Annotated in this window: 18 protein-coding genes; 7 read left to right on the forward strand and 11 right to left on the reverse strand. The window is 76.1% G+C overall.

What is annotated here, in order from left to right:
- Window positions 1-71 precede the first annotated feature (71 nt).
- Entirely contained in the window at window positions 72-1358 is a 1287-nt protein-coding gene (locus tag ACGF07_RS01040) for a magnesium transporter MgtE N-terminal domain-containing protein (RefSeq protein WP_392894349.1), read from the reverse strand.
- Window positions 1359-1509: 151 nt separating this feature from the next.
- Window positions 1510-2049, reverse strand: coding sequence for a hypothetical protein (locus ACGF07_RS01045; protein ID WP_392894351.1), 540 nt, complete (start codon window positions 2047-2049; stop codon window positions 1510-1512).
- Window positions 2050-2188: 139 nt separating this feature from the next.
- Between ACGF07_RS01045 and ACGF07_RS01050 the strand changes: the two genes are divergently transcribed.
- Window positions 2189-3169, forward strand: coding sequence for a DMT family transporter (locus ACGF07_RS01050; protein ID WP_392894353.1), 981 nt, complete (start codon window positions 2189-2191; stop codon window positions 3167-3169).
- 100 nt (window positions 3170-3269) lie between these two features.
- On the opposite strand, the gene corA is transcribed toward ACGF07_RS01050, so the two are convergent.
- Entirely contained in the window at window positions 3270-4391 is a 1122-nt protein-coding gene (gene corA, locus ACGF07_RS01055; protein WP_350736643.1) for a magnesium/cobalt transporter CorA, read from the reverse strand.
- Between the two features lie 425 nt (window positions 4392-4816).
- On the opposite strand from corA, the gene ACGF07_RS01060 reads away from it, so the two are divergent.
- A complete protein-coding gene (locus ACGF07_RS01060) occupies window positions 4817-5458 on the forward strand; it encodes a suppressor of fused domain protein (RefSeq protein WP_350736646.1) in 642 nt (213 codons plus the stop codon).
- A 175-nt stretch (window positions 5459-5633) separates the two neighbouring features.
- On the opposite strand, the gene ACGF07_RS01065 is transcribed toward ACGF07_RS01060, so the two are convergent.
- The 5 genes from ACGF07_RS01065 to ACGF07_RS01085 form a co-directional block, all read right to left on the reverse strand.
- The gene (locus ACGF07_RS01065; RefSeq protein WP_392894355.1) at window positions 5634-6494 is read right to left on the reverse strand and encodes a PHP domain-containing protein; all 861 of its coding nucleotides are present in this window, start codon (window positions 6492-6494) and stop codon (window positions 5634-5636) included.
- Between the two features lie 52 nt (window positions 6495-6546).
- Window positions 6547-7185, reverse strand: coding sequence for a DUF6758 family protein (locus ACGF07_RS01070; protein ID WP_350736650.1), 639 nt, complete (start codon window positions 7183-7185; stop codon window positions 6547-6549).
- 307 nt (window positions 7186-7492) lie between these two features.
- Window positions 7493-7651 carry a hypothetical protein gene (locus ACGF07_RS01075; protein ID WP_350736744.1) on the reverse strand — a complete coding sequence of 53 codons (159 nt, stop codon included), beginning with the start codon at window positions 7649-7651 and terminating at the stop codon, window positions 7493-7495.
- A gap of 378 nt (window positions 7652-8029) precedes the next feature.
- Window positions 8030-8908 carry an alpha/beta fold hydrolase gene (locus ACGF07_RS01080; protein WP_392894357.1) on the reverse strand — a complete coding sequence of 293 codons (879 nt, stop codon included), beginning with the start codon at window positions 8906-8908 and terminating at the stop codon, window positions 8030-8032.
- Between the two features lie 177 nt (window positions 8909-9085).
- Window positions 9086-11077: a DEAD/DEAH box helicase gene (locus ACGF07_RS01085; protein WP_392894359.1), complete on the reverse strand. Its 1992-nt coding sequence runs from the start codon at window positions 11075-11077 to the stop codon at window positions 9086-9088.
- Window positions 11078-11774: 697 nt separating this feature from the next.
- Here ACGF07_RS01085 and ACGF07_RS01090 point away from each other — a divergent pair.
- Window positions 11775-12512 (forward strand): ferritin-like fold-containing protein, encoded by a 738-nt coding sequence (locus ACGF07_RS01090; protein ID WP_350736658.1) that lies wholly within the window; start codon window positions 11775-11777, stop codon window positions 12510-12512.
- Between the two features lie 6 nt (window positions 12513-12518).
- Here the strand turns inward: ACGF07_RS01090 and ACGF07_RS01095 are convergent, their stop codons facing one another.
- From ACGF07_RS01095 to ACGF07_RS01105, 3 genes are all read right to left on the reverse strand, one after another.
- Window positions 12519-12845: a hypothetical protein gene (locus ACGF07_RS01095; RefSeq protein WP_350736661.1), complete on the reverse strand. Its 327-nt coding sequence runs from the start codon at window positions 12843-12845 to the stop codon at window positions 12519-12521.
- A gap of 149 nt (window positions 12846-12994) precedes the next feature.
- A complete protein-coding gene (locus tag ACGF07_RS01100) occupies window positions 12995-13222 on the reverse strand; it encodes a DUF3107 domain-containing protein (RefSeq protein WP_350736664.1) in 228 nt (75 codons plus the stop codon).
- A 132-nt stretch (window positions 13223-13354) separates the two neighbouring features.
- Window positions 13355-14014, reverse strand: coding sequence for a TetR/AcrR family transcriptional regulator (locus ACGF07_RS01105; RefSeq protein WP_350736667.1), 660 nt, complete (start codon window positions 14012-14014; stop codon window positions 13355-13357).
- A gap of 223 nt (window positions 14015-14237) precedes the next feature.
- Between ACGF07_RS01105 and ACGF07_RS01110 the strand changes: the two genes are divergently transcribed.
- The 4 genes from ACGF07_RS01110 to ACGF07_RS01125 all read left to right on the forward strand — a co-directional run bounded on the left by ACGF07_RS01110 (window position 14238) and on the right by ACGF07_RS01125 (window position 19694).
- Entirely contained in the window at window positions 14238-15140 is a 903-nt protein-coding gene (locus ACGF07_RS01110) for an alpha/beta fold hydrolase (RefSeq protein WP_392894362.1), read from the forward strand.
- Window positions 15141-15554: 414 nt separating this feature from the next.
- Window positions 15555-17324 carry a DUF3492 domain-containing protein gene (locus ACGF07_RS01115; protein WP_392894363.1) on the forward strand — a complete coding sequence of 590 codons (1770 nt, stop codon included), beginning with the start codon at window positions 15555-15557 and terminating at the stop codon, window positions 17322-17324.
- Window positions 17324-18439, forward strand: coding sequence for a hypothetical protein (locus tag ACGF07_RS01120; RefSeq protein ID WP_392894364.1), 1116 nt, complete (start codon window positions 17324-17326; stop codon window positions 18437-18439). Before ACGF07_RS01115 ends, ACGF07_RS01120 begins: the two co-directional genes overlap by 1 nt.
- Window positions 18440-18686: 247 nt before the next feature.
- Window positions 18687-19694 carry an NAD-dependent epimerase/dehydratase family protein gene (locus tag ACGF07_RS01125; RefSeq protein WP_350736679.1) on the forward strand — a complete coding sequence of 336 codons (1008 nt, stop codon included), beginning with the start codon at window positions 18687-18689 and terminating at the stop codon, window positions 19692-19694.
- Window positions 19695-19749: the final 55 nt, after the last annotated feature.

Below are 19749 nucleotides of genomic sequence, written 5' to 3' on the forward strand. Positions count from 1 at the left end.
GCAGCTGGCGCAGTTCCCGCAGCTCGCGCTGCAGGCGGCGGCGGGCGGAGTCGTCCGTCCGTCCGTTGCGGTCACCGTCCACCGGGCGCCTCCTCGTTATCGTCGTCGCGGGCGTGCAGGGCGGCGTCGCGCCAGTCCTCGGGCAGCAGGTGGTCGAGCACGTCGTCGACGGTCACGGCGCCCAGCAGGTGGTCCGCCTCGTCGACCACCGGCGCGGCCACCAGGTTGTAGGTCGCCAGGTAGCTGGTGACCAGCGACAGCGGGGTGTCCGGCGGCAGCGGGTCCAGGTCGTCGTCCACCAGCGAGCCGACCAGGACGTACGGCGGCTCGCGCAGCAGCCGCTGGAAGTGCACGGTGCCCAGGTAGCGGCCGGTCGGGGTCTCGTTCGGCGGCCGGCAGACGAAGACCTGCGCGGCCAGCGCGGGCTTGTGGTCGCTGATCCGGATCCGGGCCAGCGCCTCGGCGACGGTCGCGTCCGGCTCCAGCACGATCGGCTCGGTGGTCATCAGACCGCCGGCGGTGTCCTCCTCGTACGTGAGCAGCCGGCGCACCGGCTCGGCCTCCTCCGGCTCCATCAGCTGGAGCAGCCGCTCGGCCTCGTCGCCGGGCAGCTCGGAGAGCAGGTCGGCGGCGTCGTCCGGGTCCATCGCCTCGAGGACGTCGGCGGCGCGCTCGTCCTTCAGCTTGCCGATGATCTCGACCTGGTCGTCCTCGGGCAGCTCCTCCATGACGTCCGCGAGCCGCTCGTCCGGCAGTGCGGCGGCCACCTCGGCGCGGCGCTTGGCCGACAGGTGGTGCATCACGCTGGCGAGGTCGGCCGGGCGCAGCTGCTCGAAGGTGGCGAGCAGGTTGGCCGCGCCCTGGTCCTGCTCGGGCAGGGCGAAGCCGGTGACGTCCTGCCAGTCCAGGGTGAGCCGCTCGCCCTTGGCCTTGCGCAGCCGGCCGGCCCGGCCGACCTGGACGAATACCTTGCTGATCTCCCACTCCCGCAACCGGGTCTGCACCATGCCGACGTCCAGCACGGTGACCTCCTCACCGGTCTTGGACCAGATGACGGTGCGGTCCAGCAGTTCGCCGAGCACCAGGGTCTCGGACGGGCGCTGCTCGAAGCGCCGCAGGTTGATCAGGCCGGTGGTGAGCACCTGACCGGACTCCAGGCTGGTCACCCTGGTCATCGGCAGGAAGATCCGGCGCCGGCCGACGACCTCGACCACCAGGCCGAGCACCCGCGGCGGGCGCCCGCCGAGCCGCAGCGAGACCACCACGTCCCGGACCCGCCCGACCTGGTCCCCGTTCGGGTCGAAGACCGCGATGCCGGAGAGGTGGGAGATGAAGACCCGGGTCCCTGGCCCTGCCATGAACTCCCTCTGATCGCTCGATGCCTGGTCAGGGCGCGCCCAGCGCGCCCGCGGCCAAGGCTACCCGTGCGCCGGGGACCGGGCCCGCCGAGGCACGGTAGCGGCCGCGGGCGTCGCGCACGCGGACTCCTCCCGACGGTCGGAGGAACCGTCAGCGGCGCTTGAACAGCAGCTTGGGCAGACCGGCCGGGATCGGGCGGCGGGTGGTGGCCCCGGTGGGCATCGGCCGGGCCGCGAGCGAGCCCTCCGGCATCGCCCCCGGGCGCTCGCTCAGCGCACCGGTGGGCTCCAGCCGCAGCACCCGGCACTCGCGGGCCCAGCGCTCGGCGATGGTGTCGGTGTCGGGAGCGTTCAGCCGCTTACCCTTGAGCTCCTCCACGGCGCCCAGCCAGGCCTCGCTGCCCGGTGCCGGCTCGACCACGACGGCGGCCCAGCCGGTCAGCCGGCCGCCCTTGTCCTTGCTGCGCACGGTGACCACGGCCCCGGCGCCCGGCGTCAGGCCGTGCAGCGGCTGCTCAGCGCCCCCGCCGACCACCACCACCGCGCCGTCGTGCCAGGCGTGCCAGAGCGGACGGGCGTGCTCCTCGCCGTCCGCGCGCACCCAGAGCAGCCCGGACTTCTTCGCGGCCTCCTCCAGCAGGGCCTGGTCGAGGAAGTCGTCGGCGGTCGCGGCGGCGGGCGTACGGTCCATGGCGGACAGCGTACGGGGTCGCCGCAGCCCTCGTCCCGCCCCGTCCACGAGACGTCTCAGCCCCCGGAAGACAGTTCCATTGCGGCGCCACGGGCCTTACCGTATGAGCGGCCCGACCACGTGACCCCGAAGGAGCGCCGTGCCCGCCGCCCGGCCCGCGACCGCCCCTGCCACCCCTGCTGCCCCCGCGACCGCCCCTGCCGGCGCCGCGTCCGCCGCCGCCCCGCCCACCGGCGCCGACCCGCGGCCGGCCCACCCGCTCCCCACCCTGGACCTGCTGCTGCTCGCCGTCTCCATCGGCGGCATCTCGCTCTCCGGCCCGCTGATCAGCGCCACCGCCGCGCCCGCCCTGGCGATCGCCTTCTGGCGCAACGTCATGTCCGTCGGCGTCCTCGGCCCCTACGCGCTGCTGCGCCACCGCGCCGAACTGCGCGGCATCGGCCGACGGGCGCTGCTGCTCGCGATCGCCGCCGGTGCACTGCTCGCCGTGCACTTCGCGCTCTGGATGCCCAGCCTGCGGATGACCTCGGTGGCCTCCGCCACCGCCCTGGTGACCACCACTCCGCTGTGGACCATCCTGCTGATGCGGCTGTTCGGCGTTCGCGCCCCGCGGATGGTCTGGCTCGGCACCGTCGTCGCCTTCGCCGGCGTGCTGGTGCTCACCGGCGTCGACCTCTCGCTCTCCCCGCGCGCCCTGCTCGGCGACGCCCTCGCCCTGGCCGCCGGCCTGGCCGCGGCCGGCTACATGCTGCTCGGCGCCGAGGTCCGCAAGACCGTCAGCACCACCGGATACACCCTGGTCTGCTACGCCACCACGGCGGTCGGCCTGCTGGTGATCTGCCTGGCCACCGGGACGTCGCTGTCCGGCTGGTCGGCCGGGGCGTGGTGGCAGATCGTGCTGCTGATGGCCACCGCCCAGCTGCTCGGGCACTCGCTCAGCAACCGGGTGGTGCGCAACCTCGGCCCGTCGATCACCTCCACCGCGATCCTGCTGGAGACGCCGGGCGCCGCCCTGATCGCCGCCCTCTGGCTCGGCCAGTGGCCCCCGGCGGCCGCCTACCCGGCGGTGGTGCTGATCCTGCTCGGGCTGGTCCTGGTCGCCCGCGGCGGGCGCAGGTAGCCCCGGGGCCGAGCATGGCCGGGCGGGGTGGGCGCGGTCGGCGGCGGGACGTGCGGGGTGGCGGGCGTGCGGCGGCGGGACGTGCGGCGGCGCGCCTCCGTCACAGCCAGCCGTTGCGGCGGAAGCCCCGGTACATCCCCACGCAGATCAGCGTCACCGCGCCCAGCACCGTCGGATAGCCGTACGGGCTGTGCAGCTCCGGCATGTAGTCGAAGTTCATCCCGTACACGCCGGTGATCATGGTGGGCACCGCGAAGATCGCCGCCCAGGCGGTGATCTTCCGCATGTCCTCGTTCTGCGCCACCGACACCTGGGCCAGGTTCGCCTGCAGCAGCGAGTTCAGCAGCTCGTCGAAGCCGTGCACCTGCTCCGTCACCCGGGCCAGGTGGTCCGCGACGTCCCGGAAGTACTTCTGGATGTCCGGGCCCACCAGGCTCTGCAGCGGCTCCGACAGCTGCTGCATCGGACGCAGCAGCGGCACCACGGCGCGCTTGAACTCCAGCACCTCGCGCTTGAGTTGGTACACCCGGCCGACGTCGGCGCTGCGCCCGCCCTTGGCCGAGAAGACGCCGTACTCGATCTCGTCCACGTCGTTCTGCAGCCGCTCGGCGACCAGCAGGTAGTTGTCGACGACGTGGTCGGCGATCGCGTGCAGCACCGCGGACGGCCCCTTGGCCAGCAGCCCGGACTCGTCCGCGTCCGCCTCCAGCCGGTGCCGCAGCTCCTGGAGCGAGCCGTGGCCGCCGTGCCGGACGGTGATCACGAAGTCCCGCCCGGCGAACACCATCAGCTCGCCGGTCTCCACCACCTCGCTGGTGGGCGTCAGCTGGTCGTGCTCGACGTAGCGGATCGTCTTGAAGACGGCGAAGAGCACGTCGTCGTAGCGCTCCACCTTGGGCCGCTGGTGCGCGTGCACCGCGTCCTCCACCGCCAGCGGGTGCAGCCCGAAGCGCTGGGCGATGCCCTCGAACTCCGCCTCGGTCGGCTCGTGCAGCCCGATCCAGCTGAACGACCCCGCCTCGTCCGGGAGTTGGTGCGCCGCCTTGACCCGGCGGGCGGCGTCGCGCGGGCTGCAGGTCTCACCGTTGCGCCGACCGTGCTGGTACACCGCGCAGTCCACGATCGCCGAGCTGCCGCCTTCCGGCACGGCGTCGTACGGGCCGACGAGGTCCCGGCGGCGGTTGGTGCGGACGGCGGCACGCAGGCTGTTGATCATCGACATGGCAGGCTCCCTGGGGCAGGAGCCGTCGCACGGCGGCACGGGAACGCGGGAAGCAGGGCCGTGGTGCGACGGCGAGGAACACCGGTGAAGGGGACGAGGGTGCTCTCCCGGCCGGCCGTCCGCCGTCGGTCCGCGCCCGGGCCACTACGGCTGGATCAGCCGGTGGGGCCCAAGAGGCGGGGAATGCGGGGAAGTCGGGGCCGGGCAGAGCTGCCGGTACTGCATGGTCGGCCGGTATCCACCGCAACCACCTCCTTCGCGCCGCCGCCCCGGGACGAACCGTCCCGGTGGCCAGTCGCTCACCCTAACATCTGACCGGGTATCGGCGCCCCGGGGTTTCACCGGCCTTTACGGGCCCTTGACGGCACGGCCCGCCGCACCGCCCCCCGGAGGCCCGGACACCCCGGCGGGTTACGCTCACCGGCATGGCGCATGACTTCCCGTCCTTCGGCGACCCCCACGGCGGCAGCTCCCCGGAACTCTCCCGGGAGGCGGTGCTGGCCGCCGTCGAGGCCCGGCTGATCGCGACCTTCGGCGAGCCGGGCGGCCGCGCCGCCGTCACCTTCCTCGGCGCCGACCGGATCGAGGTGCTGCGCTTCGGCCCGGACGCCGAGGGCCTGGTCCGCTACGCCACGCTCGGGATGTCCGCCGCGCCGATGGCCGACCCGACCTCGCCGGTCGCCGACCAGGTGCGCGGACCGCGGGTCGAACTGGTGCTGACCGTGCGCGGCGGGCACGACAGCGTGCTGCGCAGCCTCGCCACCTTCGCCGCGACCCCGCAGGTCGAGGGCCTCGTGGTGGCCCCGGGCGGCTCGCTGGACCTCGGCGCCCCGCTCTGGGACGGCGCCCCCTTCACCTCGGTGCTGGCCGCCGAGCCGGGAGGCCTGGTCGAGGACCTCGAACTGGCCGAGCCGGCGGAGCCGGTGCGCTTCCTGCCGCTGCTGCCGATGACGCCCAACGAGGCGGGGTGGAAGCGGGTGCACGGCGCGGCCGCGCTCCAGGAGCGCTGGCTGAACCAGGGCACCGACCTGCGCGATCCGGACCGGCGCGGGGCCCGACTGGACTGACGACCGCTCAGGAGGGGCGTGCGGGCCGCTGCGCGTGCCCGCCCCGCGCTGCGGTACGCCGGAGCGCGGCGGGGCGGCCGGTCGCGCGGACGGCCGCCCAGCGCCTCGCGGCTCAGCGCTCGGGCGGTCCGGTGCCCGGGCGGTCGGTGATCGGGCGGTCCGGTGATCGGGCGGTTCAGCGCTCGATCGGCTTGGCCCCGGTGGCCTGCGCCAGCAGCGCCTCGTACACGGCCGGATCGGTGGTGTACTCGCCGAGCCGCACGGTCTTGCGGCTGCCGTGGTAGTCGCTGGAGCCGGTCACCAGCAGGCCCAGCTCGCCCGCCAGGCCGCGCAGCCGCCGCCTGGTGTCCTCGCCGTGGTCGGTGTGGTCGACCTCCAGCGCGGCCAGCCCGGCCGCCGCGAGGTCGGCGATCACCTGGTCGGGGACCGTCCGGCCGCGCTTGTCCGCACCGGGGTGGGCGAAGACCGGCACCCCGCCGGCCGCCCGGACCAGCCGGACCGCCTGCACCGGGTCGGTCTCGTGCTTGCGCACGTCCGCCCGGCCGCCGTTGGCCAGCCAGTCCGGGGTGAAGGCGTCCGAGACGGTCGCCACCACGCCCGCCTCGACCAGCGCGCTGGCGATGTGCGGGCGTCCCACCGAGCCGGCCCCGGCGATCCGCTGCACCTGCTCCCAGCTGATGTCCGCACCGAGCCGGCGGCAGCGCTCCACGATCGCGCGCCCGCGCCGGAACCGGTCGGTGCGCACCAGCTCCCGCTCCCGCGCGAACTCCGGCTCCTGCGGGTCGAACAGGTACGCCAGCAGGTGCATGCTGATGCCGTCCACCACGCAGGACAGCTCGGCGCCCGGGACGACGGTCAGCCGGGTGCCGTCCGGCAGCGCGTGCACCGCCCCGGCCGCCTCGGCGTGGCCGGCGACGGTGTCGTGGTCGGTGAGCGCCACCACGTCGAGGCCGGCGGCCACCGCCGCCGCGACCAGCTCGGCCGGGCTGTCGGTGCCGTCGGAGGCGGTGCTGTGGGCGTGCAGGTCGATGCGCACGGGGCGGGCTCCTGGAGGCTCGGGTGCCGCCCAGGATAGGCCGTGCGGCCGGTCAGCCGAGCAGTCGGGGGGAGAGCGCCCCGCAGGGCAGCAGGTCCAGCTCGGCGCCGGCCTCGCGCAGGTCGGTGAGCACCAGTTCGTCGTACATGACGAGGGCGGACTGCTCGGGCCAGGCGACCGCCCAGAGCCACAGCCCGCGGGCCTCGCCGACGAACACCGCGCGGTCCGCCGGGGCGTCCGGGACGTGGAACATCGGGGTGGGGCGCCCGGCGGCCATCAGCTTGGCGTCGGCGGGCTTGTAGAGGCCGACGGAGTCGCCCGGGTCCGGCCCGGGCAGCCCGGCGTACCGGGCGCCGAGCCCGACGCCCAGCTCCTCGGCGACCAGCACCAGTTCGCCGAAGCCGCCGAGCGGCGCCGGTCCGGAGCAGGCGACGGCCGTGGCGCGGGCGCCCGAGACGTCGTCGCCGACGTGGCTGATGCCGGTGTAGAGCCAGCCGACGGGGAGCGGCCAGGGCAGCCAGACCGGGACCTGCGAGCGGGCGACGGCCACGCCCAGGGCCTCCACACTGGGGGGCAGCACCGGCTGCATCGGGTGAACGGCTCCGTGCCGGTCGCACTGCCAGGTGTCTGAGAACAGACCGGGGGCGCGGACCCGGCCGGCGCACCTCGGGCAGCTTGGCTCGCCCCTCATAGCCGACAACGCTCCTCCCTCCGGACCGCCGCGTCAAGGACGATCACCCGTACGGACGGCTACGGCGGCACCTGTCGGTGGCGGACTCCCGGCCGACGCGGGGTGGGCGCGGCGCAGGCGGTTCCCGTTGGGGGATGTCCCGTCGCGGGCGGCGGCAAACGTCCGGCGTTCGGGCCCGGACGCACTGACGCCCCGTCGGCGGCGGATGCGGTGACGGGGCGTCAGTCGGGTATCGGGACGTCGGGGTCGGACGTGCCCGGTTCGTCGGCGGCGGGTGAGGGCTCCCGGTCGGAGGCGCCGCGCTCGGTCAGACGGTCGGGCACGGGCGGATGAGCAGGCGTTCGCCGGTGCGGGCGGCGGCCTCGACGTACTCGCGGACGGTTTCGGCGTCGGCGATCAGGCGGTCGGCGGCGGAGCCGTCGGTGTCGTCCAGTCGGAGGATCTCGAAGCGCATGGGCTTGGTCATGGGCGTCTCCTTTCCTGGCCCCGCCGGGCGGGGCGATCGCGGCTGAGTGGGTATCAGCCCTTTCGGGGTCGTGCGGATCCGGCGGAACTGCCGGAGTGGTGGCGCGGTGCGTGCGGCGGCCTGCTGCGGCAAGTGCTCCCCCTGCTTGCCCGGTGCGTCGATTGCCTCGTGCAGCCACGGTGTCGTGGCGGTGCTACTGGGCCGTTGCCCGTCGGTGAAGTCCAGGTTTCGCCTGGTGGCTCCGGTGAGAGGGCCGGCGATGATTCCCGGACAGAATCAAAGATTACCGTAACTAACGACTTTTGTCCCGTGCGAGGACGGACGAAATGTCGAAAGTGGTTCAGACCACTCCGGCAGGGCGGGCGGGGCCGGTGCGGCTCAGGCCCAGAACGCGGCCAGCGCCTCGGCCGTGGCGGCCGGCTGCTCCGCGTTGGGGGAGTGGCCCGCGTCCGCGACGACGACCCGGCGGGCGCCCAACCGCTCCGCCATCCGGGACTGCTCCGGCACCGGCCACGCGTAGTCCCGCACGCCGGACAGCACCAGTACCGGCAGCACCCCGGCGACCACCGCGGCCAGCTCGTCCACCCGGTCCGGCGCCGACACCAGGTGCCCGCCGGTCACGGCGAGCGCCTGCGGCACATTGGCCACCCAGCGGCGGTGCAGGAACTCCGCGACCTCCGGTGCCAGGGCGGCCCTCGGCTCCCCGCTGCTCTCGTCCATCTGCCGCATGACCTGCCAGATCTCCTCCAGGGTCATGACCGGAAGGGCGTCCAGCAGCAGCTTGGTGCGGGCCGCCTCGGTCGGGTCGATCGCGCCCGGGCCGGTGGAGACCAGGGTCAGCGAACGCCAGGGCAGCGGGCCGTCCGCGGCGGCCGCGAGCACCGCCTCCCGCACCACCTGGCCCCCGAAGGAGTGCCCCAGCAGGTGCAGCGGCCCGTCCTCGGCCGTGAGCACCCCGGTCAGCGCCCGCACGTCCGCGCCCAGCGCGGCCACCTCGTACGCGGCCGCCTCGTCCGGTCCGCCGGTCTCGTACTGCCCGCGCTGGTCCACGGCCGTCACCCGGTACCCGGCGGCGGCGAGCGGCTCCAGCAGGCCGATGAAGTCCTCCTTGCTGCCGGTGAAGCCCGGCACCAGCAAGGCCGACCCGCGCACCGCCCCGGCGGGCTCCGCCCGCAGCACTGCGAACTCCCCCCGGGGCGTCGCGACCCGCGCGGCCCGCGCGCAGGCCGGCAGGGTGAGGAACGGCGGAGTGCTCATGGAACGCTTCCCTTCCACGACAGGGCGACGCCCCGAGCTTACGGCGTACGCGGACCCCAGCCCTGCTGGTCAGGGCGGCGTGGCCGATCCGGGCCGGCGGCCGCGGTCGGGCCGGGAACGCCCGAGGGGGCGGGCGGGCCGCGACGGGCCCGGCCGCCCCCTCGGGGGTGGTGCCGGTCAGGCCTCCGGGGTGACCGCGGCCTTGCGGGTGCGGGTCCGCTTGCGCGGAGCCGGGACCTCGGCGGCCGGAGCCTCGGCGGCCGGGGCCTCCGGGGCGGTCTCCGCCACGGCCTTGGGCTTGCGGGTCCGGGTGCGGGTCGCGGGCTTCTCCGCCACCGGAGCCTCGACGGCGGCCTCGGCGGCGGCCTCGACGGTCTCGGCAGCCTTGGGCTTGCGGGTGCGGGTCCGGGTCGCGGGCTTCTCCGCCACCGGAGCCTCGGCGGCAGCCTCGGCGGCGGCTTCCACGGTCTCGGCGGCCTTCGGCTTGCGGGTCCGGGTGCGGGTCGCCGGCTTCTCGGCCGGGGCCTCGGCGGTCTCCACCGCGGCCTCAGCGGCCTCGACGGTCTCCGCCACGGCCTTGGGCCTGCGGGTCCGGGTGCGGCGCGGCTTCTCCTCGGCGACCGGCGCGGCCACGGCCTCGACGACCGGGGCGGCCTCGACGGCCGCCGCAGCCGGGGCGGCCTCGGTCACGGCCTCGGTCGCCGCCACGGCGGCCTCGGCGACGGCGGCGCCACCACGGGAACGGCGGCGACGGCGGCGCGGCGCGGCCTCGCCCTCGGCGGACTCCACGGCCGTGGCGGACGCGGCGCCCTCGGTCACCGGGGCACCCTCGCCCTCGGCACCGACCGCGGAGCCGCGGCGGGTGCGGCGGCGCTCACGGGTGCGGCGCGGCTTCTCCTCCGCCGGGGTCTCGACGGCCGGGCGGCCCGAGTCGGCCCGCCCACCGCGGCCGCGGCCGGAGCGGGCGCCCCGTCCGCCGGTCTCGCCGAGGTCCTCGATCTCCTCCGCGCCGAGCCCGGCCCGGGTGCGCTCCGACCGCGGCAGCACGCCCTTGGTGCCCGGCGCGATCTTCAGCAGCTCGTACAGGTGCGGCGAGGTGGAGTAGGTCTCCTCCGGCTCGTTGAACGGCAGGTCCAGCGCCTTGTTGATCAGCTGCCAGCGCGGGATGTCGTCCCAGTCGACCAGGGTGACGGCCGTCCCGGAGGCGCCGGCGCGGCCGGTGCGGCCGATCCGGTGCAGGTAGGTCTTCTCGTCCTCGGGGCACTGGTAGTTGATGACGTGGGTGACGCCCTCGACGTCGATGCCGCGGGCCGCGACGTCGGTGCAGACCAGTACGTCGACCTTGCCGTTGCGGAAGGCGCGCAGCGCCTGCTCGCGGGCGCCCTGGCCGAGGTCGCCGTGGACGGCGCCGGCCGCGAAGCCGCGCTGGGTCAGCTGGTCGGAGACGTCGGCGGCGGTGCGCTTGGTGCGGCAGAAGATCATCGCCAGCCCGCGGCCGTCGGCCTGGAGGATGCGCGAGACCATCTCGACCTTGTCCAGCGAGTGCGCACGGAAGATGTGCTGCTCGATGTTGGCGACGGTCGTGCCGGTGTCGTCCGGGGCGGCGGCCCGGATGTGGGTCGGCTGGCTCATGTACCGGCGGGCGAGGTTGATCACCTGGCCCGGCATGGTGGCCGAGAACAGCAAGGTCTGCCGCTTGGCCGGCAGCATGGTGATGATCTTCTCGACGTCCGGCAGGAAGCCCAGGTCGAGCATCTCGTCGGCCTCGTCCAGCACCAGCGCGCGGACCTGGGACAGGTTCAGCTTCTTCTGCCCGGCGAGGTCCAGCAGACGGCCGGGGGTGCCGACCACGATGTCGACGCCCTTGGCGAGCGCCTCGACCTGCGGCTCGTACGCGCGGCCGCCGTAGACGGCCAGGACGCGCACGTTGCGGACCTTGCCGGCGGTCTGCAGGTCGTTGGTGACCTGGGTGCAGAGCTCACGCGTCGGGACGACGATCAGCGCCTGCGGGAAGTCGGTGAGGTCCTCCTCGGCGGCCCGGCCGGCGTCCACGTCGGCGCGCACGACGACCCGCTCGATCAGCGGGAGGCCGAAGCCGAGGGTCTTGCCGGTGCCGGTCTTGGCCTGGCCGATGACGTCGTGGCCGGTCAGGGCCACGGGGAGGGTCATCTCCTGGATCGGGAAGGGATGGACGATGCCGACGGACTCGAGCGCCTCGGCGGTCTCCGGGAGGATCCCCAGGTCCCGGAACGTCGTCTTGGTGGGTTCAGCGGTGGTGGACAGGGTGCTGCCTCTTCCGTTTTCGGAGGGGCCGAGAGCGAGCGGCGGGCGGGCAGCCGCGCGGCTGCGTACGGGCCTTTGGCGGCCCTGATGACAGCTGCGCGGACGCACAACCGCGCCGGTCCCTGCGGCCGGCCGGTGCGCGCGGCCCGGTGCGGGGCGCGTCGCCGGCGGCGTCGGGGAGGGTTCCCGTGAGGGACCTGCGCGGGACCTCCGCCTGCGGGCGTGGTCTCGGCGGCCCTCGCTCGGCCACTGATGCGGTGCCAAAGCTTGAAGTCCAAGCCATGGTCGGAGCCGATCGGCTCTCCGACCGGGCATCCGCGTACGTGAGTACCCGTGCCTCCGGTGCGGACACGTCCGAGGGGACGGCGCCGCTACGGAGCGGACTCGCGCGGGCCACCGAGACGGCGGTGGGACCGAGCGAGCACGACGGGGCTCCGTACCACCATACAGTCAGGCGACGACTCGAACACGTGACGCGTCTGACATCGCCCGCACCGCGGGCCCCTGACCGGGGACTCCGGGCGGTCACCCGGGTGCGGCGGGTGGTGGGGCGGGCGCCCCGCCCGCACTAAGGTGGCGGGTCATGGAGACCCATGGTGAGACGCAGGACGGCGCGGCCGGCGAGGCCGGCTCGATCGGCGACTGGGCGACGTGCTCGGCCGACCCGGGCTACCGGGCGGCGGTGCTGGACCTGCTCGGCGCGCTCGCGTACGGCGAGCTGAGCGCCTTCGAGCGGCTCGCCGAGGACGCCAAGCTGGCGCCGGACCTCGCCGACAAGGCGGCCCTGGCCCGGATGGCCTCCGCCGAGTTCCAGCACTACCAGCGGCTGCACGACCGGCTCGCCGAGGTGGGCGCCGACCCGCAGGAGGCCATGCGCCCCTTCGTCGAGCCGCTGGAGCTGTTCCACCGGATGACCGCCCCCTCGGACTGGCTGGAGGGCCTGGTCAAGGCCTACGTGGGTGACGCCATCGCCACCGACTTCTACCGCGAGGTCGCCGTCCGCCTGGACGACGACACCCGCGAGCTGGTCCTCGGGGTCATGTCCGACACCGGCCACGCCCAGTTCGCCGTCGACAAGGTCCGCCGGGCCATCGAGGCCGACCCGCGGGCCGGCGGGCGGCTCGCGCTCTGGGGCCGGCGGCTGATGGGCGAGGCGCTCAGCCAGGCCCAGCGGGTCGTCGCCGAGCGCGACGCGCTGTCCAACCTGCTGGTCGGCGGCGTCCGGGTGCAGGGCTTCGACCTGGTCGAGGTCGGCAAGATGTTCAACCGGATCACCGAGGCCCACACCCGGCGGATGGCCGCGCTCGGCCTCGCCTCCTGACCGCCGTCAGGCCGGCCGGTGCCGCCGCGGCGCGCGGTGGGCCCGGGCCCGGTGCGGGCGGTGCCGGTGCGCCGGTGCCCGCCCCGCGGCGAGGTCCGGCCGGGCCAGCAGCGAGGTGACCACGCCCGCCGCCAGGGCCGAGAAGGCCACCGCGACCACCGGGTGGCGCCCGTCCAGGCAGAAGTGCGCGAGCACCCCGCCGAGCAGTGCCGCCGCCAGCGCCGTGCCGGTGACGAGTGGACGCGACGCCTGGAAGTACTGGGGCAGCGCCAGCAGCGCGGCCGCGGCCGTGACCAGGCCGACGAGGGCGAAGACGATCGACTCGACCAGCAAGGCAGCCTCCCCTGGGACGGGTGCACGGCACCGGCGCCGCACCTGTCGCCGTACCCCGGCCCACCCGGCCGTACACGCGACGGTGCCCCGCTCCCCGAAGGGAGCGGGGCACCGCGGCGACCTGCTCGGCCGGCCTGCTCGTCGGCGCCTCAGAGGGTGCCGAAGCCGACCTTGCGGACGGTCTGCTCGCCGATCTCCACGTACGCCAGGCGCTCGGCCGGGACGATGACGCGGCGGCCGTGCTCGTCGGTCAGCGAGAAGAGCTTGGTGGAGCCCTCCAGCGCCTTCGCGACCGCGCTCTCGACCTCATCGGCAGTCTGCGAGCTCTCGATCACGATCTCGCGCGGCGCGTTCTGCACGCCGATCTTGACCTCCACGGCTTCCGTCCCTCCGGGGTTGCAGCCTCCTCGCGCGGGCACCGGACCGCCTGGAACAGGCGTTCACGGACCGCGCCGTACGGCTTCACCATAGAGCACCCGATCACCGGCCAGGCGAAGGTCAGCGGATCGTCACCGCTGCGCGGAGGCCTCCCCGGCCTGCTCGCCCGGGTGCATCGGGAAGCCCTTCAGCCCCCGCCAGGCGAGGCTCGCGACCAGCCGCACCGCCTCGTCGCGCGGGATCTCCAGCCCCTGCGAGAGCCAGTACCGGGCGGTGATCTGGGCCAGCCCGCAGACCCCGGCGGCCAGCAGCTTGGACTCCGCCTCCGGGAGGTCGGTGTCCTCCTGGATCACCTGGCTGACCAGCGTCGCGCTGGCCTCGGAGGCCCGCTCGACCCGCTCGCGCACGGCCGGCTCGTTGGTCAGGTCCGACTCGAACACCAGCCGGAACGCGCCCGACTCGCTGGAGACGTAGTTGAAGTACGCCTCCATCGTCGCGGCCACCCGCAGCTTGTTGTCCGTGGTCGTCCCCAGCGCCTCGCGGGTGGACTCGACCAGGGCGTCGCAGTGCTTGTCCAACAGCGCCAGGTACAGCTCCAGCTTCCCGGGGAAGTGCTGGTAGAGCACCGGCTTGCTGACCCCGGCGCGGTCGGCGATGTCGTCCATGGCGGCCGCGTGGTACCCCTGCGCGACGAACACCTCCTGGGCGGCACCGAGCAGTTGTTCACGGCGGGCGCTTCGCGGCAGGCGGGCACCGCGCGGGCGCTCCTGCGCCTCCTGGATGGCCGTCACGGCGCTCCTCACTTCGGGGTTGTTCGGGGGCTGGCGAGAGGGCCGATTCTACTTTTCGGTAACCGCGCCCGCGTTCGGCGATGGCGAGAAAAGCTGCTCGGCCCGCTTGTCAGGAGCCCACAATACGGCGCTGACCTCGGCCTCGGCAGTGGTGCGACGAGGGATGGAACGGCCGGACCGCCCCCACCGCCCCCGGCCCCGGGCCTCACTACCATCGTCCACCATGAGCAGCGCTGAGCAGCAGGTACGTACGGTCGAGGTCCCCGGCGCGGTGCTCGCGGTGCACCGCCCCGCCGTGCAGGCGGCACCGGACGGGCGGGAGCCCGGACTCTTCGTGCACGGCCTGGGCGGCTCGGCCGCCAACTGGACGGTCCTGATGGACCGGCTCTCCGGCCTCGTGGACGGCGAGGCCGTCGACCTGCCCGGCTTCGGCCGCTCCACGCCGCCCGCCGACGGCAACCTCAGCGTCTCCGGCCACGTGCGCGCCGTCATCGGCTACCTGGAGGCCGCCGGGCGGGGTCCGGTCCACCTCTTCGGCAACTCGCTCGGCGGCGCCGTCGCCGTGCGCCTCGCCGCCCTGCGCCCCGACCTGGTCCGCAGCCTCACCCTGGTCTCGCCCGCCCTGCCCGAACTACCCCCGCAGCGATCCGCCTGGTCCACCGGCCTGCTCGCCCTGCCCGGCGTGCCAGCCCTGCTCCGCCGGATGCCGGCAGGCCGGCGCGGCGTCGAGGCCGCCACCGAGGACCTGCTGCGGCTGGTCTACGGCGACCCGGCCGCGCTCAGCCCGGCCACCCGGGCCGAGGCGGTGGCCGAGTACCGGCGCCGCCTGGAGGTGCCGCACGCGATGGCGGCCCTGATCGGCTCGGCCCGCGGCATCGTCTCGGCGTACACCGAGCGCGGCGACCAGGCACTGTGGCGGCAGGCCGAGCAGGTCGAGGCGCCGGTGCTGCTGGTGTACGGGCTGCGCGACAAGCTGGTCGGCTACCGCTCGGCCCGGCGGGCCTGCGCGGCCTTCGCGGACGCCCGGCTGCTGGTGCTGCCCGAGTCCGGCCACGTGGCGATGCTCGAGCACCCGGACGCGGTCGCCCGGGCCGTCCGCGAGCTGATCGCGCACGCCGGGCGCTGACGCCCCGCGGCGGGCGCGCGAAGACCAGGAGCGGCGGGCGGGCCCGCACCGCGCCGGTGCCGGGCGGTCTGCGCCCGTACCGCTCGCGCCGCGCCCCCTGCGCCCCCTGACGGCGCCCGCTAACGGCCCGCTTCGCGGCGAGGTCACGGCGGTTCACTCGTTCAGGTGGCAGCCAGGCATGTGACCGATGGATCGCCCCGGGCCGGTCCTACCTTTCTGCTGCCGGACCGAACAGGTGTGGGGGAGGGCCGCCGACGCCGGAGCACGCGGCGGGCGGCCCGGGCAAGCGTCCCGGCGCACGGCCCCGCGGCTCCCGAGGCCCCTTCCCGAGGGGCGTCCCAGGGGTGCGAGGGACAGCCGGCCCTGACCGGGGCCACCGGCAGCGCCCCACTCCGAGGCAGAAGGAGGTCTTCCGTGCGCGTCGCCCTGCTCACCGAGGGTGCCCGTCCGCATCCGAGACGTGGCGCCGGAGCCTGGTGCGACCGGCTGGCCGAGGGCCTGCCGGAGCACGAGTTCGAGCTGTACCTGCTGACCGGCCCCGAAGGCCTCGGCCACGCCGAACGGCTCTCGCCCGCCTGGCACGGGGCGCGCGACCTGCCGCTGTGGGGGCGCCCCCCGCGCGGCCGGGGCCCGGGCGCCCGGCGCGGACGCCGGTACGCCGCGGCGTACGAGGAACTGCTGCGCGCCCTGGTGCTGCCCGGGCAACGGGCCGCCTTCGGCCCCGGGCTGTACCGGCTGGCCGCCCTCGCCCGGGAGGACGGCGCCCTCCCCGGCTTCCTCGCCTCCGGGGCCGCCCGGCGGATCCTGGAGCGGACCTGGCGGCTCCCCGGCGCCGCCGCCCCCGCGGGGCCGCCGCTGGTCCGCGACGTGCTGGCCGCCGCCGACCTGCTGGAGCAGTGCCTGCGCCCGCTGTCCGCGCCCTGGTACGGGACCGGACCCGGCGGCCTGGGCGCCGCCGACCTGTGCCACGTGGTCGGCGGCGGCCCCACCGCGCTGCCCGCCCTGGTGGCCCGGCAGCTGCACGGGGTGCCGTTCGTCGTCACCGAGCACGGCCCGTACCTGCGCGAGCAGTACCTCGGCCACCGGGAGGCGCCGCACGCCCGGCCGGTCCGGGCGCTGCTGCTGGCCTTCCTCCGCGCCCTCACCGAGGAGACCTACCGGCAGGCCGCCGTCCTCACCCCCGGCAGCGCCCACGACCAGCAGTGGCAGCGCCGCTGCGGGGCCGATCCGGCCCGCACCCGGGTCGTCCCCGAGGGCACCCCGGACGTGGACCGCCCGGCGGCCGGGCCCGAGCCCGAGCGGCCGACCCTGGTCTGGGCGGGCCCGCTGGAGCCGGGGCACGACCCCGAGCTCATGCTGCACGCCTTCGCCCGGGTCCACGCCGAACTGCCCGGGGCCCGGCTGGCCGTCCACGGCGAGGAGACGGCCCCCGGCTACCGGGCGCACTGCGCCGCGGTCGCCGAGCGCCTGGGCATCACCGGAGCGGTGCACTTCGCCGGCCGGCCCGAGTCGCTCGCGAAGGTCTGGGAGGAGGGCACCGTGGCCGTCTTCTCCGCGCTCTCCCGGCGCAGCCCCCGCCTGCTCGTGGACGCCATGCTGAGCGGGCGGGCCGTGGTGTCCACCGACGTCGGGATCGCCCGCGAGGTGGTCGGCCCCACCGGGCTGCTGGTGCCCGCCCGCGACCCGCGCGCCCTGGCCGGCGCCTGCCTGGCCCTGCTGGGCGACGAGGAGCGGCGCGCCCGGCTCGGGCTGGCCGGGCGACTGCGGGCGCAGGAACGCTTCGCCGTGGAACCGGTGATCGGTGCGTTCCGGGAGATCTACCTGGAACTGGTCTCGCAGTACCCGGCCTTCCCCGACGGCGGGGACGGCGGCGCGGACGGCCGGACACCCCGGCCCTTCTCCCGCCCCGCCGAGTACTGGCTCAGCGACGGCCCGCGCACGGGCCCCGGCGACGGCCCCGGCGGGGGGCGCAACGCTCCCGACGGCGGGAACGCTCCCGGCGGCGGGAACGCTCCCGGCGGCGGGAACGCTCCTGGCCCAGGGAACGACGGCGGCCGCGGCCACGCGGGCGGCCGCGGGCACGACGGCGGCGGACACGACGGCGGCCGCGGGCACGCTCCCCGCGGCGCGGACGACGGCACCGGCGGTCAGGAGCACGCCGAAGAGCTCGCGGAGGCCGTCTGATGTCCGGCACAGCGGCGCGCCCCAGCGTCGACCCGGTGCGCGAGCTGATGGCCGACCACCGCGAGCTGTGCGAACGCGCCGTCGACCCGCTGGAGATCGCCGCCGGACTGGAGGAGGCCGGACTCGGCCCGGACACCGCGGCACGCTGCCGGCACGCCGACCTGTTCTCGCTGGCCGAGGAGCTGTACGCCCGGGTGCCCCGCCGCCCGCCGGCCGCAGCGGAGCCGGCCGGGCCCCGGCCGTGCCGGGCCGCCACCAAGGCGGCGCTGGCCGCCGTCGCGCTCGCCACCCCGCCCTGCGTCGCGGTGGCGGCGCTCGGCCCGCACTGGCCGGTGCTGCTGGCCGCCGCCGTCCCGCTGGTGCTGCTGCCCGCGCTCACCGCCCCGGCCCCGGAGGACCCGGGGCCGCCGCCGACCGCCCCGGCCGCCCCCGCGGACGCCCTGGGCCCGGCCCCGGCCCGGCCCCCGCACGCCCGGCTGCGGCCGGACCTCCGGCCGGGGCCCGCCTTCCGCTTCCGCCCCGCCGTGCTCGGTCACGGCCTCGGCCTGGCCGCGCTGCTGCTGCTCCCGGTGGCCGTACCGGGTGGGGACCGGGCGCCGGCGGCGGCGCTGGTGCTGGCCGCCGCCGTGTCGACGGGCTCGGCCGAGCGGGCGGCCCGCTGGTACCGGCAGGTCGGCCGGGGGCACCTCGGGGCGGCGCGCACGCTGGCCGAGTTCCGGGCCCGGATGCGGCCGGTGCTGCCGGTCGCGGTCGCGCTGCACCTGGCGGTGCTCGCGGTGCTGACGTACGCCGCGCTGGCGGTGCTCGCGGCGGTGGCGCCGCGCCCCGGGCCCGGCGGCGGGCTGCTGCACCAGGCGGTGGAGCGGGCCGGTGCCGGGCAGTGGGCGGCGCAGGGCGTGCTGGGACTGCTGCTGGTGCTGCCCGCACTGCTGGCCCGCTGCGGCCGGGCGCGGGCCGCCGCGCTGGGCGCGCTGGCCGGGGCGGCCGCGTCGGCGGTGCCGCCGGCCCTGGGGCGCTCCGGGACGTCGGCGGTGCTGCTGGGCGGCGGGGCGGTCGCGGTGGTGCTGCTGGGGTACGCCTGGGCGCGGCTCGGCCGGGCCGGCGCGCACCGCTGACACCGTGCCGCCCCGCCCGTACCCGCCCCGCCCGTGCGCCCTGCCCGTGCCGCCCTGTGCCGGACCGGCCCCGGTCGGCCCGGCCGCCCCGGGCCGCCCTCGGCCCCGGCGTCCCGATGACCCGCTGACCGGGCGCCGACGTCCGCCGTGCCGACGTCCCGCCCGCCCGACGCTCACAACGCTGTTCGTTCGTAGTTCTCAGTCCGCCAGGTCGTCCCCGACCTCGCTTCGTGGAAGGACACCCCCGATGAGGGTGCTGCTGCTGGGCGCCGACGGCTTCATCGGCCGCCGGGTCACCGATCGTCTGCTCATGGACCAGGAGTTGCAGGTGACGGTGCTCGGCCGGCGCGACTCGGCCGACATCCGCTTCGACCTCACCACCGGGAGCCCGGGCGCGCTGGCCCGTTTCCTGGACGCGGTCGCGCCGCAGGTGGTGATCAACTGCGCGGGTGCCACCTACGGCAGCTCCCGCACGCTGATCCGGTCGAACACGCTGGCCGTCGCGACCGTCTGCGAGGCGATCCGGCGCAGTCGGGAGCCGGCCCGGCTGGTGCACGTCGGCTCGGCCGCCGAGTACGGGCCGGTGCCCGGCGGGGTGCCGGTCTCCGAGCAGGCCGAGCCCCGGCCGGTCGGCCCGTACGGGGTGTCCAAGCTGGCCGGGACGGAGCTGGTGCTGGCCTCCGGGCTGGACGCGGCGGTGCTGCGGGTGTTCGACGTGGTGGGCCCGGGGGCGCCGACCGCCTCGCTGTTCGGGCGGCTCGCCGAGGGCCTGCGGCGGGCGCTGGAGCGGGACGAGAACCAGGTGCGGATGCCGGACCTGTCCGGATACCGGGATTTCGTGGACGTGCGGGACGTCGCGCGGGCGATCCAGGCGGCGGCGGTCTCGGCCGCCACCGGGGTGATCAACGTGGGCAGCGGGCACGCCGTGCGGGCCCGGGACGCGGCCCAGCTGCTGGTGCGGGCCTCGGGGTTCGAGGGGGCGATCGTCGAGGAGAACCGGCAGGTCCTGCTGCCCGCGCAGGTCGGCGGGCCGGGCGGCGACCACCTGCCCGGCCAGCACCACGCGTCGGGGGCGTACCTGCCGGGGCACCGTCCGGAGGGCCAGCGGCCGGAGGGCCGGCCGGCCCCGGGCGAGCCGGTGCCGTGGCGGCAGGCGGACGTGCGCACCGCCCGGGACCGTCTCGGCTGGCGGACACAGGTGCCGCTGGAGGAGTCGCTGGGGGACGTCTGGCTGGAGACGGCCTGCCGGGTGTGAGGCCGCCGACGGGGCCGCCCGGGCCCGGTCCGGGAGCGGCCCTGGCCCGGAATCA

It is taken from the genome of Kitasatospora sp. NPDC048194, assembly GCF_043202455.1.
Lineage (GTDB): Bacteria > Actinomycetota > Actinomycetes > Streptomycetales > Streptomycetaceae > Kitasatospora.

Coding starts and splice junctions, on each gene's coding strand:
- ACGF07_RS01040 (WP_392894349.1), bottom strand. CDS start 1,358: ATGGCAGGGCCAGGGACCCGGGTCTTCATCTCCCACCTCTCCGGCATC.
- ACGF07_RS01045 (WP_392894351.1), bottom strand. CDS start 2,049: ATGGACCGTACGCCCGCCGCCGCGACCGCCGACGACTTCCTCGACCAG.
- corA (WP_350736643.1), bottom strand. CDS start 4,391: ATGTCGATGATCAACAGCCTGCGTGCCGCCGTCCGCACCAACCGCCGC.
- ACGF07_RS01060 (WP_350736646.1), top strand. CDS start 4,817: ATGGCGCATGACTTCCCGTCCTTCGGCGACCCCCACGGCGGCAGCTCC.
- ACGF07_RS01070 (WP_350736650.1), bottom strand. CDS start 7,185: ATGAGGGGCGAGCCAAGCTGCCCGAGGTGCGCCGGCCGGGTCCGCGCC.
- ACGF07_RS01075 (WP_350736744.1), bottom strand. CDS start 7,651: ATGACCAAGCCCATGCGCTTCGAGATCCTCCGACTGGACGACACCGAC.
- ACGF07_RS01080 (WP_392894357.1), bottom strand. CDS start 8,908: ATGAGCACTCCGCCGTTCCTCACCCTGCCGGCCTGCGCGCGGGCCGCG.
- ACGF07_RS01085 (WP_392894359.1), bottom strand. CDS start 11,077: ATGACCCTCCCCGTGGCCCTGACCGGCCACGACGTCATCGGCCAGGCC.
- ACGF07_RS01090 (WP_350736658.1), top strand. CDS start 11,775: ATGGAGACCCATGGTGAGACGCAGGACGGCGCGGCCGGCGAGGCCGGC.
- ACGF07_RS01110 (WP_392894362.1), top strand. CDS start 14,238: ATGAGCAGCGCTGAGCAGCAGGTACGTACGGTCGAGGTCCCCGGCGCG.
- ACGF07_RS01120 (WP_392894364.1), top strand. CDS start 17,324: ATGTCCGGCACAGCGGCGCGCCCCAGCGTCGACCCGGTGCGCGAGCTG.
- ACGF07_RS01125 (WP_350736679.1), top strand. CDS start 18,687: ATGAGGGTGCTGCTGCTGGGCGCCGACGGCTTCATCGGCCGCCGGGTC.